The 21,917-nt window shown below is 65.9% G+C and carries 21 protein-coding genes; 16 read left to right on the plus strand and 5 right to left on the minus strand.

The features are described from left to right. Window positions 1-29 precede the first annotated feature (29 nt). A complete protein-coding gene (locus tag BSG17_RS09665) occupies window positions 30-1,085 on the minus strand; it encodes a mechanosensitive ion channel family protein (RefSeq protein WP_089823449.1) in 1,056 nt (351 codons plus the stop codon). 157 nt (window positions 1,086-1,242) lie between these two features. On the opposite strand from BSG17_RS09665, the gene trmB reads away from it, so the two are divergent. Further along, window positions 1,243-2,295, plus strand: a complete 1,053-nt coding sequence (gene trmB, locus BSG17_RS09670) for an HTH-type sugar sensing transcriptional regulator TrmB (RefSeq protein WP_089823451.1) — start codon at window positions 1,243-1,245, stop codon at window positions 2,293-2,295. A gap of 15 nt (window positions 2,296-2,310) precedes the next feature. Here the strand turns inward: trmB and BSG17_RS09675 are convergent, their stop codons facing one another. Next, window positions 2,311-3,249 carry a DUF8054 domain-containing protein gene (locus BSG17_RS09675; RefSeq protein WP_089823453.1) on the minus strand — a complete coding sequence of 313 codons (939 nt, stop codon included), beginning with the start codon at window positions 3,247-3,249 and terminating at the stop codon, window positions 2,311-2,313. 245 nt (window positions 3,250-3,494) lie between these two features. Here BSG17_RS09675 and BSG17_RS09680 point away from each other — a divergent pair, with 245 nt between their 5' ends. The 9 genes from BSG17_RS09680 to BSG17_RS09720 all read left to right on the plus strand — a co-directional run bounded on the left by BSG17_RS09680 (window position 3,495) and on the right by BSG17_RS09720 (window position 12,941). Next, the gene (locus BSG17_RS09680; RefSeq protein WP_089823455.1) at window positions 3,495-5,027 is read left to right on the plus strand and encodes an extracellular solute-binding protein; all 1,533 of its coding nucleotides are present in this window, start codon (window positions 3,495-3,497) and stop codon (window positions 5,025-5,027) included. Between the two features lie 127 nt (window positions 5,028-5,154). After that, complete coding sequence (locus BSG17_RS09685) at window positions 5,155-6,096, plus strand: carbohydrate ABC transporter permease (protein ID WP_170864770.1); 942 nt, start codon at window positions 5,155-5,157, stop codon at window positions 6,094-6,096. Window position 6,097: 1 nt separating this feature from the next. Beyond that, a complete protein-coding gene (locus tag BSG17_RS09690; RefSeq protein WP_089823459.1) occupies window positions 6,098-7,084 on the plus strand; it encodes a carbohydrate ABC transporter permease in 987 nt (328 codons plus the stop codon). 4 nt (window positions 7,085-7,088) lie between these two features. Further along, complete coding sequence (locus BSG17_RS09695; protein WP_089823461.1) at window positions 7,089-8,270, plus strand: ABC transporter ATP-binding protein; 1,182 nt, start codon at window positions 7,089-7,091, stop codon at window positions 8,268-8,270. A gap of 5 nt (window positions 8,271-8,275) precedes the next feature. Continuing rightward, the gene (locus tag BSG17_RS09700; RefSeq protein ID WP_089823463.1) at window positions 8,276-8,479 is read left to right on the plus strand and encodes a DUF8005 family protein; all 204 of its coding nucleotides are present in this window, start codon (window positions 8,276-8,278) and stop codon (window positions 8,477-8,479) included. A gap of 94 nt (window positions 8,480-8,573) precedes the next feature. Continuing rightward, window positions 8,574-9,641 carry a Gfo/Idh/MocA family protein gene (locus tag BSG17_RS09705; RefSeq protein ID WP_089823465.1) on the plus strand — a complete coding sequence of 356 codons (1,068 nt, stop codon included), beginning with the start codon at window positions 8,574-8,576 and terminating at the stop codon, window positions 9,639-9,641. A 43-nt stretch (window positions 9,642-9,684) separates the two neighbouring features. Further along, window positions 9,685-10,782, plus strand: a complete 1,098-nt coding sequence (locus BSG17_RS09710; protein WP_089823467.1) for a CNNM domain-containing protein — start codon at window positions 9,685-9,687, stop codon at window positions 10,780-10,782. Window positions 10,783-10,842: 60 nt separating this feature from the next. After that, entirely contained in the window at window positions 10,843-11,811 is a 969-nt protein-coding gene (locus BSG17_RS09715) for a sugar phosphate isomerase/epimerase family protein (protein WP_089823469.1), read from the plus strand. A 5-nt stretch (window positions 11,812-11,816) separates the two neighbouring features. Next, a complete protein-coding gene (locus BSG17_RS09720) occupies window positions 11,817-12,941 on the plus strand; it encodes a Gfo/Idh/MocA family protein (protein ID WP_089823917.1) in 1,125 nt (374 codons plus the stop codon). 88 nt (window positions 12,942-13,029) lie between these two features. On the opposite strand, the gene BSG17_RS09725 is transcribed toward BSG17_RS09720, so the two are convergent. After that, the gene (locus BSG17_RS09725) at window positions 13,030-13,878 is read right to left on the minus strand and encodes an eIF2B alpha/beta/delta subunit family protein (protein ID WP_089823471.1); all 849 of its coding nucleotides are present in this window, start codon (window positions 13,876-13,878) and stop codon (window positions 13,030-13,032) included. A 232-nt stretch (window positions 13,879-14,110) separates the two neighbouring features. Between BSG17_RS09725 and moaA the strand changes: the two genes are divergently transcribed. Together moaA and BSG17_RS09740 are read left to right on the plus strand one after the other, a co-directional pair. Beyond that, a complete protein-coding gene (gene moaA / locus BSG17_RS09735; protein WP_089823475.1) occupies window positions 14,111-15,097 on the plus strand; it encodes a GTP 3',8-cyclase MoaA in 987 nt (328 codons plus the stop codon). 101 nt (window positions 15,098-15,198) lie between these two features. Continuing rightward, window positions 15,199-15,588, plus strand: coding sequence for a hotdog family protein (locus BSG17_RS09740; protein ID WP_089823919.1), 390 nt, complete (start codon window positions 15,199-15,201; stop codon window positions 15,586-15,588). Between the two features lie 3 nt (window positions 15,589-15,591). Here BSG17_RS09740 and BSG17_RS09745 read toward each other — a convergent pair whose 3' ends face one another. Further along, on the minus strand, window positions 15,592-16,155 hold the full coding sequence (locus tag BSG17_RS09745) for a GNAT family N-acetyltransferase (RefSeq protein WP_089823477.1): 564 nt from the start codon (window positions 16,153-16,155) through the stop codon (window positions 15,592-15,594). Window positions 16,156-16,250: 95 nt separating this feature from the next. After that, window positions 16,251-17,453 carry a succinyl-CoA:mesaconate CoA-transferase gene (gene mct / locus BSG17_RS09750; RefSeq protein WP_089823479.1) on the minus strand — a complete coding sequence of 401 codons (1,203 nt, stop codon included), beginning with the start codon at window positions 17,451-17,453 and terminating at the stop codon, window positions 16,251-16,253. 149 nt (window positions 17,454-17,602) lie between these two features. On the opposite strand from mct, the gene glmS reads away from it, so the two are divergent. Genes glmS through mch form a run of 4 tightly spaced genes read left to right on the plus strand, consistent with a single transcriptional unit; the run spans window position 17,603 to window position 21,849 of the window. Beyond that, the gene (gene glmS, locus BSG17_RS09755; RefSeq protein WP_089823484.1) at window positions 17,603-18,049 is read left to right on the plus strand and encodes a methylaspartate mutase subunit S; all 447 of its coding nucleotides are present in this window, start codon (window positions 17,603-17,605) and stop codon (window positions 18,047-18,049) included. Continuing rightward, on the plus strand, window positions 18,049-19,485 hold the full coding sequence (locus tag BSG17_RS09760; protein ID WP_089823487.1) for a methylaspartate mutase subunit E: 1,437 nt from the start codon (window positions 18,049-18,051) through the stop codon (window positions 19,483-19,485). The genes glmS and BSG17_RS09760 overlap by 1 nt, the downstream gene beginning before the upstream one ends. Window positions 19,486-19,487: 2 nt before the next feature. After that, window positions 19,488-20,750 (plus strand): methylaspartate ammonia-lyase, encoded by a 1,263-nt coding sequence (locus BSG17_RS09765; RefSeq protein WP_089823921.1) that lies wholly within the window; start codon window positions 19,488-19,490, stop codon window positions 20,748-20,750. After that, window positions 20,743-21,849, plus strand: a complete 1,107-nt coding sequence (gene mch, locus BSG17_RS09770; protein WP_089823489.1) for a 2-methylfumaryl-CoA hydratase — start codon at window positions 20,743-20,745, stop codon at window positions 21,847-21,849. Before BSG17_RS09765 ends, mch begins: the two co-directional genes overlap by 8 nt. Window positions 21,850-21,917 lie beyond the last annotated feature (68 nt).

The raw sequence follows: 21,917 nt of genomic DNA on the forward strand, positions 1-21,917 counted from the left end.
GCGGTCGACGCCGTGACGCCGGCACGCCCTCACTCGTCGGACGACACCGTTCCCTCGCCGCTCTCCGTCTCCGCGGTCGCTTCGGGGTCGGTTTCGGGTCGGGCGTCGACCGCGTACCGTCTGTCGCCACCGCGGGTGACGGCCACTTCCGCGCGACCGCTCGTCTCGTCGAAGACGTGATGCTGGTGCGGGTAGGCGAACTCGACGTCGACGTCGGCATCGTCGACGAGCCCCCACAGTTTCGTCCGGACGTTCGACTGGACGGCCGCGATCTTGTACGGTTTCTTCGCCCAGTAGCGCAGTCTGAGGAGGACGCCGTGGTCGCCGTAGTCGTTCATGAGGACACGCGGAGTCGCCGGATAGCGCGCGCTCCCGATGCGGATGTCGGGGCCGCCCTCGACGACTTCCTCGCACTGTCTGGCGGCGCGTTCGATCAACTCGCGCGCTTGCTGGACGTCGCACTCGTAGGTCACGAGCACGTCCAAGGAGAGTCGCGTCCGTTCGTCCTCTGCGGAGTAGTTGGTGACGTCGCGTTCGCGGATGGCGGAGTTCGTGATGACGAGGAAGGTGTTGTCGAGCGTGATGATCTTCGTGTACCGCAGCGTGATGTCGTCGACGAACCCCCGGGTGCCGTCGTCGAGTTCGATCATGTCGCCGATCTCGTACGGCTGATCCGCGAGGACGAACAGGCCGTTGATGACGCTACCGACGATGGGCGCGAGGATGATACCGAGGACGGCCGACAGCACCGTCAGCGAGAGGACGATGTTGCCGATCTCGAGGCCGGCTACTGTCATCCCTAGCAGCGCAAAGAGCACGATGGTCCCCGCGCGGACGCCGCGGAGCACCGTCTGGGCGACGCTCTCACGACTGAACTGTCTGGCGACTGGCCGGCCGAGAAGTCGCAGGATGTACGTCGAGAGGTACGCGCCCATCAGCGTAAAGAGGATGACGACGAGGAACTGCAGCGGCGGCCACGCCTGCACCCACGGCACGAAGTCGAAGATACTGGTGGCCTGCTCGCCGCTCGCACCGTCGGCTTGGAGACGGACGCCGTCTGCCAGACGATGCCAGCCAGTGGTCATGCGCTATCTGTCTCCGGGTCGGCGAAAAAGCGTTGTCCTCTTTAGCTTCCGTCGTCGACGTCCTGTACCAACGTCCGTTACCTACCACGTGTTTACGCAAACCCGTGCTACTCGTATTTCAGTAAATACCTTAAGTCAGGAGGATAGTGGGTGACTCATGGCAGACGACCTCCGAGTCAACATGGAGCGCGTCGGCGAGCGCTTCAACCTCGGCGAGTACGAGATCGACGCGTACCTCGCCGTGCTCGAACACGGCGAACTCACCGCCAGCGAGATCGCGGACCGAACAGACATCCCGCAGCCGCGCGTGTACGACACGGTTCGAAGCCTGTCGGACCGCGGGCTGGTCGAACTCCGCGAGTCGCGGCCGATGAAGATCGTCGCCGTCGACCCCGAGGACTCCTTCGGCAACATCCAGTCGTCGCTGACGGAGCTCGTCGACGAACTCGGCGCGCGCTACACCGCCCCGGCCCGTGACACCGAGGCCGTCTCGCTCGTGAAGTCGCGCTCGACGATCCTCCGCTACATCGAGGAGGTCGTCGACAACGCCGAGTACGAACTCGTGTTGTCGTTGACGCCGGACCTGCTGCGGCGGTTCTACGACGATCTGGCGGCCGCCATCGACGACGGCGTCAGCATCGACCTGCTCGTGACGCCCGCCAGTCGCGCACCCGACCCCGCGGAGTTCGACTACATGGAGATCTGCACCATCGCCCGCGCTCGTCGCGGGATCACGACGCCGGTGCTCGCCGTCGCCGACGGCGAGTACTCGGTGTACGCCACGCAGGACGCGCTCCGCGACGATCAGGACCGCTACGGCGTCATCTTCAACCGCTCGGCGCTCGGCTTCCTCGTCAGCGGCTTCTTCGGGACCGTCCTCTGGACGACCGCCGAGACGCTCGCCGCCGACGGGAAGAGTCGCCCGTTCCCGCGCCGGTACGCATCGATCCGGCGCGCCGTCAAAGACGTCCGCGACATCGGCGGCGAGTTCTACGCGACCGTCCAGGGACGCGACGTCGAGACGGGGAACCAGACGGTGGTCGAGGGGAAGGTCGTCGACGTCTCGTTCGTCGACACCGAGGAGGTCGCCTCGATGGTCATCGAGACCGAGGAGGGGCCGGTCGAGGTCGGCGGTCTGGTCGCGGCGCTCGAAGACATCGAAGCACAGGAGCTTCATCTCGGCCGCGAGTCGCCGCCGGGGCTGGCCTGAACGAGCCAGTCGAACTCAGGCTTCGACCGTCTCGTCGAACTCGTAGACGAGCGCGTCACAGCTCTGACAGACGAGGACGTCGTAGACGACGCCGCCGTAGGCTCCCGCAGAGCCACCACAGCAGTTCTTGGTGTCCGTCTCCTCGACGACGTCGCCGCAGTTCGGACAGCTCTCGAGAAACATCCGGAGCGGTTGGGCCGCCTCGACCCGGCGGTCCGCCGGGACGTCGGCGTCGGCCATCACCCGGATGGCGGCGGTCTCGGCGATCGCGATGGGCCGCGAGAGATGTACCGCCTGTCCCTCGCCCTCGACGACGACCCAGTCGCCGTCGGTCGCGCCGGCGGCGTCGAACGGCGCGGCGTCGGCGACGGCGGCGGCGAGTTCATCGTCGTCCAGCGTCCGGAGGTCGGCCATCGCCGACTCCCAGTCGGCGGCGAACTCGTCGCTCGGCCGGACGGTCTCGCCGTCGTCGACGATGACACCCGCCTCGAGCAACGACACCATCACTCGTTCGCCGTCGGCGTCGACGGCGGTCAGCGAGTCGGAGTTCGGGAGGCCGGCGTCGTCGGCGGTGTCGGCGTCGACAGCGCGGGTCGCGTCGTCGACGGTGGCGTCCTCACCGGCGTCGGCGACTCTGGCAGCCCTGTCGTCGACGGCGGCGGCGTCGTCGATGGAGACCGTCGAGAACGAGTCCGACGACTCGGCGCGTCGTTTGAAGTCGAACGGGAGTGGTTCGACCAGTCGCGGCGCGAACTGAGGTGTGTACGGGACCACGTATCCGCGGAGCGCGACGGCGGCCGCCCCGACTGCGAGCACGGCAGCGCCAGCGGGCCGCCATCGGCGGCCGACGAGACCGGCGACCGCGAGGACGAACGCGCTGTTGACGGCGGTACAGGAGAGACACCGATTCTCGCCCGTGTACTCCGGGCGACGGAGCGAGTCGAGCAGTGACATGAGGGAGAGTCGCTGCTCCGGTGGCTTGAGAGTTGTGAACACCGAGCGCTGGTCGGTCGGCGTCCGGAACTGTACGGAAGATGACTCTGTATCGGGATTGTTCATCAATGAAGCCAAAACGGGTTTTACCACCGCGGTTGTATGGCAGACAGCGGGGAGATGCAGATGACAGCGAATTCACTACAACAGAGGTAGTAATCTTTCCCGAACGTTTAAATAAATCCTATCCATAGCTCCCAACTGTAATGGTTGACAGTGACTCACACGAGAACGGACGACGAAGCGGTGTTTCTCGTCGTCGGTTCGTACAGGCTGCGGGCGCATCCGGTGTCACCGTCGGGCTCGCCGGCTGCATTAGCAGCGACGGTGGTGACGGCGGCAGCGACGGTGGTGACGGCGGCAACGGTGGCGGCGAGGCCATCAACACCGAAGCACCTGAAGGGGACATCACGGTGCAGTGGGCGGCCGACACCCGCGTCAACGACAACAAACAGGCCATCAGAGAGGCGATGTCGAACGCCGGCCTCCCGGACAACATCACCGTCGAGATCGTCGCCGGGTCGCAGGTGACCGACAACCGCCAGTCGCAGTACCAGCAGTGGTTGAGCGCCGGGCGGTCGGAGCCGACGCTGCTGATGATGGACAGCGGGTGGACGATCCCGTTCATCGTGCGCGAGCAGCTGCAGAACCTCAGCTCTGCGCTGCCGTCGAGCATGACCGACACCATCAACAACGACTACTTCGAGGCGAGCGTCGCCACGGCGAAGCATCCCGAATCGGGCGACCTCTACGGGATGCCGCTGTTCCCTGACTTCCCGACGGTCCAGTACCGCAAGGACCTGCTGGAGGCGGCCGGCTACGGCCAGTCGGACTTCGAGAAGTGGGCCACCGAGTCCACCACGTGGGAGAAGTTCTCGACGGCGGTCAGCGAGGCCGTGAACGCGAGCGACAACCAGAACCTCATGGGGTTCACGTTCCAGGCGAGCGTCTACGAGGGGCTCTCCTGCTGTGACTTCAACGAGTTCATGACCTCCTACGGCGGCGCCTTCTTCGGCTCTCACGACAACCTGTTCGGTCCGATCGGCGACCGCCCGGTCACGGTGAACGAGCAGCCGGTGATCGACTCGATCAAGATGGTTCGCTCGCTCATCCACGGCTCGGACGCCGACAACACGATGGACGGCATCCAGCAGATCTCGCCCGAGGCAGTGCTCCAGTGGACCGAGGAGCCGTCGCGTGCGCCGTTCATGAACGGCAACGTCGTCGCACACCGCAACTGGCCGTACTCCATCAACGCCGCCGGGGCGGAGGAAGCCTTCGGCGAGAAACTCGGCGTGATGCCGATCCCGTACGGCGTCACCGCCGACAAGGCGCAGTACGAGGGGACCGGCGGTCCGGTCGCCGCCCTCGGCGGCTGGCACATGACGATGAACCCGAGCGCGCCCGACGAGAAGAAGCGGGCCGCCCTGCAGGTGATGAAGGTCATGCAGAAAGAGCAGTTCCAGCTCGATCTGTTCGGCATCATCGGCTGGATCCCGCCGCGTCCGAGCCTGCTCGACTCCGACCAGGCACAGGAGGTCGAGATCATCGGCCGCTACCTGCCGCAGCTGAAGGTCGCCGGCGAGAACGCGGTGCCGCGGCCGGTCACCGCCGTCTGGACCCAGCAGTCCGGTCCGGTCGCCGAGCAGGTCAACGCTGCTTACGCGGGTAACAAGGCCCCCAAGCAGGCGATGAGCGATCTCAAGTCGACGCTCCAAGAGATCGAGAACAACGCATAGACCGAGGACAACGCCTAAACACCTCGTACCACATTATCTATTGTTACACATGGCAACAGAACAAGAATCCCAGGGAGCCATACGTGACAGCTCTCGGTCAGGTCCGTACGTCTCGGCAGTCCGCTGGATGGAGAACCTGAGCGAGACGGCGTTCGCGTACTTCCTCCTCACTCCGGCGCTGCTGTTGCTTCTAGTGATCGCGATTTACCCGCTCGTGACGACGTTCGGCATGTCGTTGTTCGCGGACGCGATCGCCGGAAGCGCCACGCTCGGCGAGTTCGTCGGAATCCAGAACTACGTTGAACTGCTCACCAACCAGAAGAGTTACGCGTTGCCGGCACCGTTCATGCCGACGTCGCTGTCGGTCGGCGGAATCGTGTCGAGCGCGCTCGGCGTGACGCTCATCTTCACCGTCGCCAGCGTCTTCTTCGAGACCATCCTCGGCTTCGTCCAGGCGCTCGTGCTCGACCAAGAGTTCCGCGGCCGTCGGTGGGTCCGCGTCGCTATCATCATCCCGTGGGCCGTCCCCATCGTCATCCAGGGGATGATCTTCTACCTGCTGTTCCAGCCCGGTATCGGGTTCCTCGTGGGGACGAGTCAGAACCCCTCGATACTCAACCAGCTGGGTATCATCGGGACGACGCCGCTCATCAACACGATCGACTCACTGCTCATCATCACGGTGGCCGACGTCTGGAAGACGACGGCGTTCATGGCGCTTCTCATCCTCGCGGGGATGCAGAGCATCGACCGCTCGCTCTACGACGTCGCTCGCGTCGCGGGCGCGTCGCCGTGGCAGCAGTTCAAGCTGATCACCTTCCCGCTCATCCTGCCGACCATCCTGGTCGCGATGCTGTTCCGCACCATCGCGGCGATGCGGGTGTACGGGATCATCGAGACGACGAGCGGCTGTCAGACGGTGCCGTCGCTGTCCTGTCTGGTCGTGTCGAGCTTCAGCTCGCGCATCTACGGGACGGCCGCCACCGTGGCGTTCGTCACGGCCGCCATCATCGGAATCGTCGTCAGCGTCTACATCGTGAAGTTCGCCGACGCGGAGGGAGGATTCTAACATGGCAGCAGACTCAGGACAAGGGAGCACCGGAATCGGCGAAGACCGCCCGCTCAAGCGGGGACCGCTCGGCAGCTGGGTGGAGAGCTCCATCCAGAACCCCGAGCGCGTCTACCGCGCGATGTTCTACGTCGCGACGGTCATCTTCCTGTTCACCACACTGTTCCCGTTCTACTGGCTGTTGGTGCTCGCGCTGACGCCGCAGAACCTGCTCACCAACGTCGGTCTCGTACCGAACGGGTTCAACCCGGCGTCGTTCATCACGGTGTTCGAACGCGTCCCGTTCCACATCTTCATGTTCAACAGCCTGGTGTTGGGGATCATGACGACGGTCATCGTCCTGCTGTTGGCGAGTCTGGCCGGCTACGTCTTCGGCCGACTCCGCTTCCCCGGGAAGGCACCGCTGATGCTCGGCATCCTGGCGATCTCGTACTTCCCGCCGGCGGCGTTCCTCATCCCGCTGTTCGAGCTGTTCACCGGCAACGTGGCGGTTCCGCTGCTCGGAACCTCGATCGTGTTCGGCGAGCAGCTGTTCCTCAACAGCCCGGACCTGTTCAACACGCCGTGGTCGATGGTGTTGCCGTTCAGCGCGCTGTTCATGCCGCTGTCCATCTTCATCCTCACCACGTTCTACGGGCAGATCCCGGACGGACTAGAGGACGCCGCGCGGATCGAGGGGACCACCCGACTCGGCGCGCTGTTCCGGGTCATCATCCCGCTGTCGGCGCCCGGCGTGGCGACGGCGGGCGTCCTGACGTTCATCAGCGTCTACAACGAGTTCTTCTTCTCGTTCCTGATGAACAACGGAGAGGCAGGGAACTGGGCGCCGATCGTCGGCGGTATCCTCGGCCTCCAGGGGCAGTTCGACACGCCGTATCACCTGATGGCGGCGGCCAGCATCATCGGGGTGCTGCCGGTCGCCATCCTCGTCATCATCGCACAGGAGAAGATCGTCAGCGGCCTCACCGCAGGGGCACTCAAGGAGTAAGACAATGGGAGACGTAAAACTCGAACACGTAACGAAGCAGTACGACGACGTAACGGCAGTAGACGACATGAACGTGCAGATCCGGGACGGCGAGTTCGTCTGTCTCGTCGGTCCCTCGGGGTGCGGGAAGTCCACGACCATGGAGATGGTCGCCGGACTGACCAAGCCGACCGATGGGCAGGTGTACATCGCCGGTCAAGACGTGACCAACCTGCCGCCGAAGGACCGCGGCATCGCGATGGTGTTCCAGAACATCGCGCTGTTCCCGCATATGGACGTCTACGACAACATCAGCTTCGGGCTCCGCCTCCGCGACTACGAGAAGGAGGAGATCGACCGACGCGTCGAGAAGGCGTCGGACATCGTCCAGTTAGAGGGGATGCTCGACCGGATGCCCGACGAGATGTCCGGTGGGCAGCGCCAGCGCGTCGCCATCGCCCGCGCCATCGTCCGGAACCCCGAAGTGTTCCTGATGGACGAGCCGCTGGCGAACCTCGACGCCAAGCTCCGGGTCCACATGCGGACCGAACTCCAGCGGCTCCACAAGGAGCTGGACACCACTATCATCTACGTCACGCACGACCAGGCGGAGGCGATGACGATGAGCGACCGGATCGCGGTCATCGACTCCGGACAGCTCCAGCAGATCGACCCGCCGCTGACCTGCTACAACGAACCGGCGAACCTGTTCGTCGCCGGCTTCATCGGGTCGCCGGCGATGAACTTCGTCGACGGGACCATCTCGGAGAACGGGTTCGAATCAGAGAACCTCAGCGTCGAGTTCGACCCCGCGCGGATGGGTGTCAGCGTCGGTGACGAGGTGACCCTCGGCATCCGGCCGGAAGACGTCTATCCGGTCGAAGACGGGCGAACACTCTCGCACCCGACCGCCGAGATCGACACGATCTCCGACGTGATGGAGCCGATGGGTGACGAGATCTTCATCTACCTCCTCCTGGCGGAGGACGTCGAGACCAGCCTCGAAGAGACGGCGTCGAGCAACCAACTGCTCATGAGCGTCGACCCTGACAGCGACATCGAAGAGGATCAGGACGTCGACGTCGTGCTCGACCGGAGTCGGGTCCACCTGTTCGACACGAACACCGGCGAAGCTATCCAGCACGGTCTGGTCAAGCCCACGACCGCCGAAAGCACTACCGGGACGGAAGCCGAAAGCGACGACTAGCTCACATGGTCACAGAGTTCGGTTGGCTGTACGTCGCGCTCGTCACCCTCCTGTTCCTGCCGTGGGCGTACGGAGTGGTGCGTTTCGTGATGGATCTGAAGAACGTCTACATCCCGAAAGGTCGGCAGTACCTCCGCGGACGGAAGCGTCTCAAGGAGGAGAAACGCGAAGAGGAAGAGCGCGACGACCGCGAACGCCAGCTCTACTGACCCGACCGCTCGCCGATCTTTTCGTCGCCGACGACGGTCGTTTCGCCGTCGGAAACGGGATACTTAACTACCGTTTGAGTAAACTCCGTTATCGATGAGTAACGACCGTTCTCCGCGTATCGGTATCGTCGGACTGGGAAACATCGGCCACCACCACGCGACTCGACTGACGAGACAGGACGCCGACCTCGTCGGCGGCGTCGACATCGCCCAAGCCGCTCGCGAGCGCTTCGAGCGAGAGTTCGGTGTGACGGCGTACGACGACGCGACCGACCTCTACGAGGTCGCCGACGCCGTCATCGTCACCACACCGAACCGTTTCCACGAGGAGTACGCCGTCTCGGCGCTGGAGGCCGGACTGGACGTCCTCCTCGAGAAACCGCTCGCACACTCCCTGGAGAGCGCAGAGCGCATCGTCGAGGCCGACGCCGACGCCGACGGGTTCTGCATGGTCGGATTCAACAACCGTTTCTCTAACCCGGTCGAGATCATTAAACACTACCAGCGACAGGACCGGTTCGGCGACGTCGACCACGTCGAGGCGAACTACGTCCGTCGCCGCGGCGTTCCCGGACGCGGATCGTGGTTCACGAACAAGGAGGTCGCCGGCGGCGGGGCGCTCATCGACATCGGCGTCCACGCCGTCGACCTCGCGCTGTACTTCCTCGACTATCCGGAGGTCGTCGAGGTCTCGGGCGTCACGCGTTCGCAGTTCGGCGGCCGCGACGACTACGCCTTCGTCGAGATGTGGGGGACGGACAGCGGTCCCGAGGAGTTCGACGTCGACGACTCCGCCAGCGCGTTCCTCCGCTGTGCGGACGGGTCGACCGTCTCGCTCGAGGTCGCGTGGGCCGTCAACCGTCCGACCAACGACGAGTTCGTCATCCGCGGGACCGACGCGGGCGCGCGCTTCGACCGCGGGAGCCAGGAGCTCACCGTCTACGAGGCGGCGACGGAGGGGGCGAACCACCTGACCGACACCGAGGTCGACACGCAGACGACGGACACCCACGAGGCCGAACAGGCGCTGTTCGTCGAGGCCGTCCGCACCGGCGATGCGCCGACCCGCAACACCATCGAGGAGGGGCTCGCCGTCCAGCGCGTCATCGACGCCATCTACCGTTCCTCGGAGACGGGGCGCGCCGTCCAGTTAGACGGTTGAAGGCCACATGGCTTTTTTATACCGAGGGAGAAATCAAACCTGAATGAACACGCCCGAGGTCGTGCTCCGGCTCGTCGCCGGATTGGGACTTATTCTCGCGAACGGTTTCTTCGTCGCTATCGAGTTCGCGCTCACCCGAGTGCGGCAGTACTCCGAGTCGGAGTTCGACACCAGCGGACTACGTCGCGCATGGGAGATGACCGACGATCTCGAGATCTACCTGACGAGCTGTCAGGTCGGCATCACGGCGTCGAGCATCGCCGTCGGGATCGTCGCCGAACCGGCGCTCGCCGCGCTGTTCGAACCGTATCTGCAGAACACCTGGCTCGCCTCCGTCGGCGCGGGGGGGATCATCGCGTTCCTCATCATCAACCTCCTGCATCTCACGCACGGCGAGCAGACGCCGACCTATCTGGGCGTCGAGCGGACCAAGTTCGTCTGTCGATACGGTGCGACGCCGCTGTACTACTTCGCCCTCCTCATCTCGCCACTCATCAAACTCGGCGACGGCGTCGCGAAGTGGACGCTCCGGCTGTTCGGTATCGAGATGACGGGTGCGTGGCTGGAGGCCGAACAGGACGCCATCGAGTCGCGGGCCGAACTCCGGAACAAACTCGGGAACGTCCTCGACGAGGGCGAACTCTCCGAGGAGCGCCAAGAGGAAGTGATGAACGCGCTCCGCGTCGGCGAGACCGCCATCGAAGAGCTGATGGTCGGTCGTAAGGACATCGTCGCGCTGTCGACGACGAACAGCCCCGAGGAGAACCTGAGCATCGTCGAAGACCACCCGCACACGCGGTTCCCGTTGGTCGGCGAGTCGGTCGACGACTTTCGTGGCATCGTCTACATGCCGGCAGTGTTGAACCGATTCGAGGAACTGTCGGCGGGTGAGGTCGACATGGAGTCGCTCGCGGTCGAATCGATGACGATAGACGCGAACACGAGCGTCAGCAACGCCATCGACCTGTTCCAAGAGAAGAGTCAGGAACTCGCCTTGGTGACGCGAGACGGTGAGGTCGTCGGCCTCCTCACTGCGACGGACGCCTTCGAGTCGGTGATGGGCGAACTCGAAGACCCCCTCGACAGAGCGGCGAGACAACAACGCCGACGCGAGGACGGCCCCGTCACCGACGCGGCGTAAGTCGGCAAGATACGCGGTCCGTCCTGAACTTTTATTCGACGCGTAGTTGTAGCCCCGTCCATGGACGTCGGAGTACTTACAGTCCCGCTCGGCGGGCAGTCACGCGAAGACGCACTGACGTATCTCTCGGACATCGGCGTCGGCGCAGTCGAACTCGGCTGCGGCGGCTACCCCGGTGAAGACCACCTCGACCGGCAGCGCCACCTCGACGACGAGGACGCACGGACGGAGTTGCAGGCGACGCTCGACGAACACGACCTGAGAGTGAGCGCGCTCGCGACGCACAACAACCCGCTGCACCCCGACGAGGAGACGGCCGCCGAGGCCGACGAAGAACTCCGCGAGGCCATCGAACTGGCCGCCCAACTCGACGTGAACGTCGTCACCTGCTTCTCGGGGCTCCCCGCGGGCGGCCCGGACGACGAGGTGCCGAACTGGATCACCGCACCGTGGCCGACCGAGCACGCCGACGCCCACGACTACCAGTGGGAGGTCGCCGTCGACTACTGGTCGGAACTCGCGGAACACGCCGCGGACCACGGCGTCGACGTCGCCATCGAGATGCATCCGAACATGCTCGTCTACGAACCGACCGGGATGGCGAAGCTCCGCGAGGAGACCAACGAGCGCATCGGCGCGAACTTCGACCCCTCGCATCTCTACTGGCAGGGGATCGACGTGCCGAAGGCGATCCGCTACCTCGGCGAGAGAGACGCCATCCACCACTTCCACGCCAAGGACACGAAGGTGTACGACGCCAACGCCGAGGTAAAGGGCGTCCTCGACACCGACGACTACACCGAGGAGGTCGACCGCTCGTGGCTGTTCCGGTCGGTCGGCTACGGCCACGGCGAAGAACACTGGAAGGACGTCGTCTCGACGCTCCGGATGGTCGGCTACGACGGCGCGCTCAGCATCGAACACGAGGACTCGCTGACCTCCTCGCGGGAGGGACTGGAGAAGGCGGTCGACGTCCTCCAGCGTGCGGTCTTCGAGACGCAACCGGGCGACGCCTACTGGGCGGAGTGATTCCGATGAGCGAACAAGAACCACTCGACGTCGGCGTTCTAGGATATCGGTTCATGGGCAAGGCGCACTCGAACGCGCTGGCTCGACTCCCGATGTTCTTCGACGACGCGCCCGAAGTGAACCGTCACACGCTCGTCGGCCGCGACGAGGAGGCGCTCGCGGACGCGGCCGAACAGTTCGGCTTCGAACACACGTCGACTGACTGGGAGGCGGTCGTCGACGACGTCGACGCCTTCTACAACCTCGGGCCGAACCACGTCCACGCCGAGCCCTCAATCGCGGCGCTGGAAGCCGGAACGCCCGTCTTCTGTGAGAAACCGCTCGCACCGACGCTGGAGGAGGCCGAGGCGATGCGCGACGCCGCGGCCGACAGCGGCCTCGTCGCCGGCTGTGCGTTCAACTACCGGTTCGTCCCAGCTATCCGCTACGCGAAGAACCTCATCGAGGATGGAAAGCTCGGCGAGATCCGGCAGGTCCGCGGGCAGTATCTGCAGGACTGGCTCGTCGACCCCGAGGCTCCGTGGTCGTGGCGCAACGACGAGGAGCTCGCCGGCAGCGGCGCGCTCGGCGACCTCGGCGCGCACACGGTCGACCTCGCGCGGTTCCTCGTCGGCGAGGAGGTCGGCGAGTTCGCGGAGATCTCCGGACAGCTACAGACGTTCGTCGAGGAACGACCCGTCGAGGGGAGCGACGAGACCCGACCGGTCACCGTCGACGACGCCTACTCCGCACAGGTGGAGTTCGACTCGGGGGCCATCGGAACGTTCGAGGCTTCCCGCGTCGCCGACGGCCACAAGAACGACCACACCATCCAGATTCACGGCACGGAGGGGAGTTTGAAGTTCTCGCTCGAACGGCTGAACGAACTCGAGTACAAGGGCGCAGACCACCGGGGTTACGAGACCATTCTCGTCACCGACGGCTCCGACCCCTACCTCGACCACTGGTGGCCGCCGGGGCACGTCCTCGGTTGGGAACACACGTTCGTCCACGAGAACTACGAATTCCTCTCGGCAGTCAGAGACGGCGGCGAGTTCCACCCGTCGTTTGAGGACGGTTATCAGGTCCAGCGGGTGCTGAACGCCATCGAGCGAAGTGACGAGAGCGGCGAGCGTATCTCGCTGGCGTAGGCCAGCGAACTGTACGCGAGGCGGTCTTTGCGGCGAGCGAGTGTCGTTAGAGTAGACGACGAGACTCCCGGAGAAGGTCAAAAGAGACTCAGAACTCGTGGACGCCGTCGTCGGTGATGACCTCGTCGATGAGGTCCACCGGCGTCGCGTCGTAGGCGGGGTTCTCGACGGTGATCCCCTCGGTGGGTTCGAGCATCACTTCGCTGGCCGGGCGGTACTCGTTCTCGAAGGCGAAGCCGTCGACGATGATCTTCGTGCTGCTGCCGGCGACAGTGACCGGGACGTCCAGCCGGTGGGCGGTGGCGATGAGCGGAAACGTGCCGACGCGGTTGTAGAGCGTGTCGTCGACGATGCAGTCCATGCCGATGATGACCCGGTCGCACTCCGGGAGGAACATGCCCGAGGCACCGTCGACCATGAGATGCGGGTCGACGCGGTCGATCTCCGAGAGGGTGCGGACCGTCTTCCGTCCGAGGTAGCGCGGTCGGGCCTCGGTGACGTAGGCGGTGGTGTGGACGCCCTCGCCCGCGGCGAGTTCGACGCCCTCCAGCACGGTCGAGGAGTAGTCGTGCGTGAGGAACGTCTCGCCGTCTTCGAAGGTGTCGGCGAGGTTGCGCGCGGCCTTGCGCTTGCCCGTCTCGATGTCCTCGACGACGCGGTCGATGGTCGAGCGGGTGATCTTCTTCGCGGACTCGACGGAGTCGGCACGACCGACGACGCTGCGGGCGACCTCACGCATCGCGTTGTGCAGCGAGGCGTGCGAGGGGTTCGCCCGCCGAAGCGCCCCCGTGTTGTGTTCGAGGTCGCGCTCGAACTCGTCGACGGTGGCGTAGTCACGGTCGAGCAGCGTCCCCAGCGAACGAGTCGCCTTCACCGCGACGACGGACGAGGAGTGCGTCTGCATCTCCCGGATCTCCTCGATGGTCTCGTCTATCATACCTTCACGGTTGTCGCTTCGAGGCAAAGATGTTCCGGGAGACGGCATCGAATGCCGCCGATTTCGGACGGAGACCCGCCGCCGCGAGTCGACTCCGACACCGCTCGCAGAGCAGACTGAGGAACGTAACGACCACCAGCGGCGAAACAGCACCGGAGGTAACCACCATCGGTTACGCGGAGGCTCGAATCGCCGCGTCATTTAAGAACATCTCCACGAAGGATGAGGTATAATGTTAGAGGACGACTTCGGCCGCGAGGTATCCGGGGTGCGGGTCTCTCTCACCGACCGGTGTAACTTCGACTGCGTCTACTGTCACAACGAGGGACTCGGCGACACCCGTGGACCGATGGACGCACAGGACGACGAGATGAGCGCCGACGACGTCGTCCGCTTCCTCGAAGTTGTCGAGGAGTTCGGCGTCGAGAAGGTGAAGTTCACCGGCGGCGAGCCGATGCTCCGACAGGACTTAGAGGAGATCATCCGCCGGACGCCCGACTCGATGGAGACGTCGCTGACGACGAACGGGACGTTCCTCCCGGGTCGCGCGGAGGACCTGAAGGAGGCAGGACTCAGCCGCGTCAACGTCTCGCAGGACGCTCTCGACCCGGAGGCGTTCGCCGAGATCACCAAATCCGGCGCGTACGAGAAGGTGATGGAGGGCGTCGAGGCAGCCCTCGACGCCGGACTCCAGCCAGTGAAACTCAACATGGTCGTCTTCGAGCACACCGCCGGCTACGTCGAGGGGATGGTCGAGCACGTCGCCGAGAACGACGGCCTCCAGCTCCAGCTCATCGAGTACATGCCCGAACTGACCGGCAAGCCCGAGTGGAACATCGACATCCAGCGCGTTCACGACTGGCTCGCCGACATCGCCGACACCGTCGAGACACGAGAGATGCACGACCGCAAGCGCTACTGGGTGGGCGGCACACCGGAGTCGGACGGTGGGATGGTCGAGATCGTCGACCCCGTCGAAAACGAGACGTTCTGTGCGAACTGCCACCGGGTGCGCGTCACCCACGAGGGGTACCTGAAGGGCTGTCTCAACCGCAACGACGACCTCCGGTCGATGGGCGAGATGACCAAACCCGAGATCCGCGAGGCGTTCCGCGAGGTCGTCTCGAACCGCGTCCCCTACTACGGCGAGTACCTCGTCGAGAACGACCGCGGCGAGTACGAGATCAACGACAAGTATCTCGGCGTCAGCGCGGACTGACGGTCGACGGGGAGTATGCGCGCAGGAGCAGAGAGCAGAGCGAAGCGGCCGAAGCGGTGGACCGAACGAGTGTTTTTGTGGTCGGTGTCCGTCCGACCGGTATGACCGACGTGCCGACCGAAGGGGAGACTCGAACGTACACCCGCACCTTCTCGAAGGACGACGTCCGCCAGTTCGCCGACCTCTCGAACGACCGCGGTACGCACCACGAGGAACCCGACGAGGAGGGCCGTCTCGTCGTCCACGGCCTCCTGACGGCGACGCTCCCGACGAAGATCGGCGGCGACCTCGACGTGCTCGCGCGGACGATGACGTTCGAGTTTCACCGCCCGGTCTACACGGGCGAGGAGATCGAGTGCGAGGTAACCGTCGACGGCGTCGAAGAGGCCGACACGCGGGTCGACGTCGACGCCAGCGTCGAGTGTCGCAACGGGGGCGAGGAGGTCGTGCTGACGGGCGGGTTCGACGGCGTCGTCTTCCGCGACCGGTGAGTGCTACGACTCCCACTCGTCTTCGAGCACGCCGAAGTAGTGGGTGTCGCGGTAGGCCCCGTCGACGAACGCGCTCTCCCGCTGGACTCCCTCGGCGGTGAACCCGACCGCCTCCAACAACTCCATCGACCGTTCGTTGAAGTCGTAGACGGCGGCGTTAACCCGGTGAAGGCGGAGTTGCGAGAAGGCGTAGTCGACGACGAGTTCCAGCGCCTCGCGGGCGTAGCCGTTGCGACGGAACTCGGGACGGAGCCAGTAGGCGACGTCGGCCGTCCCCGTCTCGCGGTCGATGGGGTCGAGTTCGACGACGCCGGCGCGAGTGTCCGACGACTCCGCGCTCCGTTCGTCGGCTTCGCCGTCGACGACGACGAGCAGTTGGACGACGTCGTCGCTCGTGCTCGCCGCCTCGAACCACTCGCGTTCCTGGCGTTCGTTGCTCGGGAGCACCTGCCCCGCCGGTACGCGGACTCGCGGGTCGTTGACGCCGTCGCGGAGAAACTCGACGTCCTCGGCCTCGACGGTGGTGAGCGTGACGCGGTCGCCCGAGAGGAACGTCGCACCTGCCATACCGTCTCAATCGGGTGAGGACGCCAAGAAACTGTGCCCGCGAGCGGCGCGGGCCGTCTCGGGGTCAGTCTCTCGTCGGCACCGGACGCATCCGATCAGTCGTCGGCCTCCTCCGTCGCCCGCGAGGGCGCTCCGTCGTCCGTGTCGCCCACCGCGTCGCCGAGCAGTTCCTCGCGGTGTTCGTCGAGGAGCGGCGCGCGTCGTCCCGGTTGCGTCGGCGTCGCCGACATCTTGATCGGTTGGCCCGCGATCGTCACGCGCTCGCCGCTCTCGGGGTGGTCGACCTCGACCAGCATCTCGCGGTCGTGGACGTGCGAGTCCTCGAAGACGTCGGCGACGGTCTGGACGCGCTCACAGGGGACGTCGCCGACGAGTGCGTCGACCACGTCGTCGCTGGTCCGCTCGCGCGTCCAGTCGGCGACGGCCTCCCGAAGCGTCTCCCGATTTCGGAGGCGACTCGCCGCGTCCGGGTAGTCGGCGGCGAGGTCCGGGCGGTCCATCACCCGGCAGAGCGCCTCCCAGTGGTTGTCGCCGAAGGCGGCGACGACGACGTGGCCGTCGTCGGTCTCGAAGGAGTCGTACGGGAACAGCGTCGGGTGGGAGTTGCCCTGTCGCGTCGGTGCCTCGCCGGTGTAGGAGTACTGGTAGACCGCCCGCTCACAGAGGCTGACCATGCTGTCGTACATCCCGGTGTCGACGAACTGCCCCTCACCGGTTCGGTCGCGGTGGTGGACGGCGGCCAGGACGCCGACGGCGTTGAGCGTCGCCGTGAAGATGTCGCCGACGCCGGGGCCGACTTTCGTCGGCGGGCCGTCCTCCTGACCCGTGATCTCCATCAACCCGCTCAGCGCCTGCGCGACGAGGTCGAAGGAGGGCTGGCCCTGTCGGTGCGTCTCGCCCGTCCGCGGGTCGCCGAACCCCCGGATGGCGCCGTAGACGAGTTCGGGGTTGTGCTCTCGGAGCGTCTCGTAGCCGAGGTCGAACCGTTCCATCGTGCCCGCACGGTAGTTCTCGACGACGACGTCCGCCGTCTCGACGAGCGAGAGGAAGTCGGCGCGCCCCTCGTCGCTGCCGAGGTCGAGTTCGAGTGAGCGCTTCCCGCGGTTGACGCTCTGGAAGTAGCCGCCGTACGGCTCGTCCGCCGAGTCGACGAACGGCGGGTTCGACCGGATGAGGTCGCCGCCGGGACGTTCGATCTTCACGACGTCGGCACCGAGGTCGGCCAGCAGCATCGTACAGTACGGTCCGGCGAGCACCTGTGTCAGGTCGAGCACCCGAAGGTCGCTGAGCGCACCCATGCCAACGGCGACGTGGATGTGGAAGAAAAAACTACCCTATTAATCATGTACTTTGTGACTCTATGTCACACCAGTGTCTAACCCTCCTTAAGGAATATTATCATTATAAATCATTAACTTTATGGGGTACTTCACGGTTGTTCACGATGATGCCGCGAACAGTCATCCTCGGTGTGATCGGTTCCGACGCACACGTCGTCGGGATCACGATTCTGGAGCAGGCACTGTCGGCGGCGGGGTTCGACGTTGTCAACCTCGGCGTCCAAACGTCGCAGACGGAGTTCGTCGACGCAGCGAAAGCGCACGACGCAGACGCAGTACTGGTCTCCTCACTCTACGGTCACGCCGAGCAGGACTGTGGCGGGTTCCACGAGAAGCTCGTGGAGGCTGGTCTCGACCTGCCGACGTACATCGGCGGCAACCTCGCCGTCGGGCAGGACGACTGGACGGAGACGCGTCGTCGCTTCGAGCGGATGGGGTTCACCCGCGTCTTCGACTCGGAGACCGAGCCACAGGAGGCGATCGACGCGCTCCAAGTCGACCTCGACGTCTCGACGACAGAGACCGACCAAGAGTCGGTCCGAGCCTACAGCTGATGGTTCGGGACGAACGCCTCGCGGAGTCGGAACTCGGCCGGATCGCCGAGTCCCTCCGCGACGACTGGTCGACGGCGGACGCCGTCGACTTCGAGGAGTCGGTCGACTACCACGGGACGCTCCCGGACGGAAAGCGGTTCGCACGCGTGCTGGAGTCGGCAGACCGCCCGCTGCTTCAGCCGCGGGCGGGCGTGCCGCGACTCGACCCGCAGGTCGACCTGCTCGCCCATCTCTGGGAGGAGGGCGGTGCGGACCTCCTGCCGACGACCATCGACTCCTACACCCGCGACAACGAGTACGGAAAGGCACAGGAGGGGCTCGACGCCGCCCGCGAGTCCGGCGACGACACGCTCAACGGCTTCCCGGCCGTCAACCACGGCGTCGACGGCTGTCGCGAACTGATCGAGCGCGTCGACGGCCCCATCGAGGTGCGCCACGGGACGCCCGACGCCCGCCTGCTGGCGATGGTCACCTTCGCCGGCGGCTTCCAGAGCTTCGAGGGCGGTCCCATCTCGTACAACATCCCGTACACGAAGCGCCGCGACCTGGCGGAGACGATCGAACACTGGCAGTTCGTCGACCGGCTGGCCGGCCTCTACACGGAGTTCGGGGTGCGGATCAACCGCGAACCGTTCGGCCCGCTGACGGGGACGCTCGTCCCCCCGTCTATCGCCATCGCCGTCGGCCTCGTCGAGGGGTTGCTGGCGGCGACACAGGGCGTGAAGTCGGTGACGCTCGGCTACGGACAGGTCGGCAACCTCGTGCAGGACGTCGCCGCCCTCCGGTCGCTGCGGACGCTCGGTGAGGAGTACCTCCCCGACGACGTCACCGTCACCACCGTCTTCCACGAGTGGATGGGCGGGTTCCCACCGGACGAAGCGCGCGCCAACGGGGTCATCGGTCTCGGCGGAGCCACCGCCGCGGTCGCGCGACCGGACAAAGTCATCACGAAGTCGCCACAGGAGTTCCAGGGCGTCCCCACGATGGAGGCCAACGCCGCCGGACTCCGAACGACACGACAGCTCATTGATATGCTCATCGAACAGGACGTGACGCTCGACGGGATCGACGACGAACGGGAGATCATCGAACGCTCGGTGCGGTCGCTGATGGACTCGGTGTTCGCACTCGGCGACGGCGACGTCGCTCACGGCACGGTCCGAGCGTTCGAGACCGGCGCGCTCGACGTGCCGTTCGCTCCCAGCGAGAGCGCGAAGGGTGCCGTGCTCCCCGCCCGCGACGACAAGGGCCGGGTGCGGATTCTGGAGTTCGGCGATCTGGCGCTCGACGACGACGTCGAGGAGATGCACCGCGCTCGCCTCGACGAACGGGCGGAGACGGAGGGGCGGAAGTGTTCGTTCCGGATGGTCGCCGACGACGTCGACGCCATCAGCGACGGCAAACTCATCGGCCGCCCGACGGAGGGGTGGACGTGAGTATTCGCATCGACGCCGTCCGGGCCGTCCCGACGGTGTCGGGGTTCTTCTTCGACGACCAGCGGGCGATCAAGGCCGGTGCGACGCAGGACGGCTTCGACTACCGCGGCGACCCGGAGACCGAGGGGTTCCGACGGATCCGCGAGGCCGGCGAGGCGCTGACGGTTGAACTCGAACTCTCCTCCGGAGCAACTGCCACCGGTGACTGTTGTGCCGTCCAGTACTCCGGCGCCGGCGGCCGCGACCCGCTGTTCCGTGCCGACGAGTACCGCTCGGTCGTCGAGGGCGTCGTCGCCGACCGCCTCCGCGGGCGCGACGCGGCGGCGTTCGCGGAGAATGCGACCCTGCTGGAAGGGTTGACCGTCGACGGCGACCGACTCCACACGGCGATCCGCTACGGCGTCTCGCAGGCGCTCCTCGACGCCGCGGCGAGCGCGACGGGGACGACGATGACCGACGTGCTGGCCGACGTCTACGACGTCGCGCCGGCGACGGAGCCGATTCCAGTGTTCGGCCAGTCGGGTGACGAGCGGCGGACGAACGCCGAGAAGATGCTGCTGAAGGGCGTCCCCGTTCTCCCGCACGGACTGTTCAACAGCGTCGAGAAGATCGGCCCCGAGGGCGAGCGACTTCTCGACTACGTCCGGTGGCTCTCGGAGCGCGCAGAGCGCATCGACGGCTACGACCCGCGGTTCCACATCGACGTCTACGGGGTCCTCGGCGAGCTGTTCGGCCCGCCGTACGACCGTGCGGAGGTAGTCGACTACTTCGCCGATCTCCGGAGAGCGGCGGCGCCGTACCCGCTGCAGATCGAGGGACCGATGGACGCGGGGAGTCGCGAGGCGCAGATCCGCGAGATGACGACGCTCCGCGACGGTCTCTCGGACGCGGGCGTCGCCGTCGACCTGGTCGCCGACGAGTGGTGTAACACGTTCGACGACGTGCGGGCGTTCGTCGACGCCGGCGCGGCCGACGTGGTGCAGGTGAAGACCCCGGATCTGGGTGGGGTCCAGCGGAGCGCCGAGGCCGTCCTCGCCTGTCGCGGCACCGACACCCGCGCCTACCTCGGCGGTACCTGCAACGAGACGGACGTCTCCGCACGCACGTGTGCACACGTCGCGCTCGCGACGCGGGCAGCGCAGCTGCTCGCCAAACCGGGGATGGGGTTCGACGAGGGGTTCATGATCGTCACCAACGAGATGCGCCGAACGCTCGCCAGACGCGGTCGGACGGCCGACGCCACGGAGGTGGCCGCCGATGACTGACGGCCCGGACTGGGTCGAGTCGATGCCGGACGCGCTCGCACGCGCGGAGGTACTGGAAAAGGGGACCTACTTCGAGGCGTTCGAGGAGGGGGAGACCATCGAACACGACCCGGGGCTCCGTCTCACTCGCGACGGCAACGACCTCTGGACGAGTCAGACGCTCAACCACGACCCCGCGTACTGGCGGCCCGACGCCGCTCGCGAACGCGGGTTCGAGGAACCGCCCGTTCACCCCGACTATCTGGTCGCCTGCACGATGGGGCCGAGCGTCGAGGACCTCAGCGAGAAGGGCGGCTACTTCCTCGGGCGCACTGACGTGCGGTTCCACCGCGAGGCGGTGTCTCCGAGTACCGACCTCCGCGTCGAGTCGACGGTGCTCGACAAGCGCACCTCCTCCTCGCGACCCGCTTACGGCATCGTCTCGTGGGAGACGACGAGCTACGACTGCGAGACGGACGACCCGCTGTGTTCCTACACGCGGACGAACATGGTGCCGCGTCGGGACCCCGTCGAGACCGACGGCGGGGAGTCGGCGACGGAGTCCGGCGGATCGGATGCTTCACCGTCGCTGCCGACGGATCTCGTCGCGCCCGACGGGGCGTACTTCGAGGACTTCCGCGACGCGCTCGAGGCGGTGGCGGGGCGAGACGCCGCCGTCGCCTACCGCCACGAGCGCGGCCGGACGGTCGACGACGTGCTCATGTCCGTCCTCCCGCTGCGGACGCTCAACACGGCGGGCCAACACCACAACGCGTCGATGATGGCCGACTCGCCCTCCGGCGAGGTCGTCGTCTACGGCGACGTGACACGATCGATCGCGCTCGGCCACGCCCGGTCGGACGAGGCGACGTGGCGCGAGGAGCGGTACGAGGACGAACGGTTCCACGACTTCGTGACGGCCGACGACACCGTGTTCGCGTTCACCCGCGTCGTCGACGCGGAGGCGGTTGACGGGGCGAGCGACGGCAGGGACGGAGACGGGGACCACAGCGTTCCGACCGGCCGCGTCACCTTCCGGCACTACGCCGTCACGGCCGACGACCGGGTCGTCTACTCGGGGACGCGGACGGCGCAGGTTCGCCGACGAGAGGAACGATGAACGGAGAGCACAGCGCGACGACCGACGAACGAGACGAACAGACGACAGACGACACACGGACGCAGACG

It is taken from the genome of Halogranum amylolyticum (assembly GCF_900110465.1).
Lineage (GTDB): Archaea > Halobacteriota > Halobacteria > Halobacteriales > Haloferacaceae > Halogranum > Halogranum amylolyticum.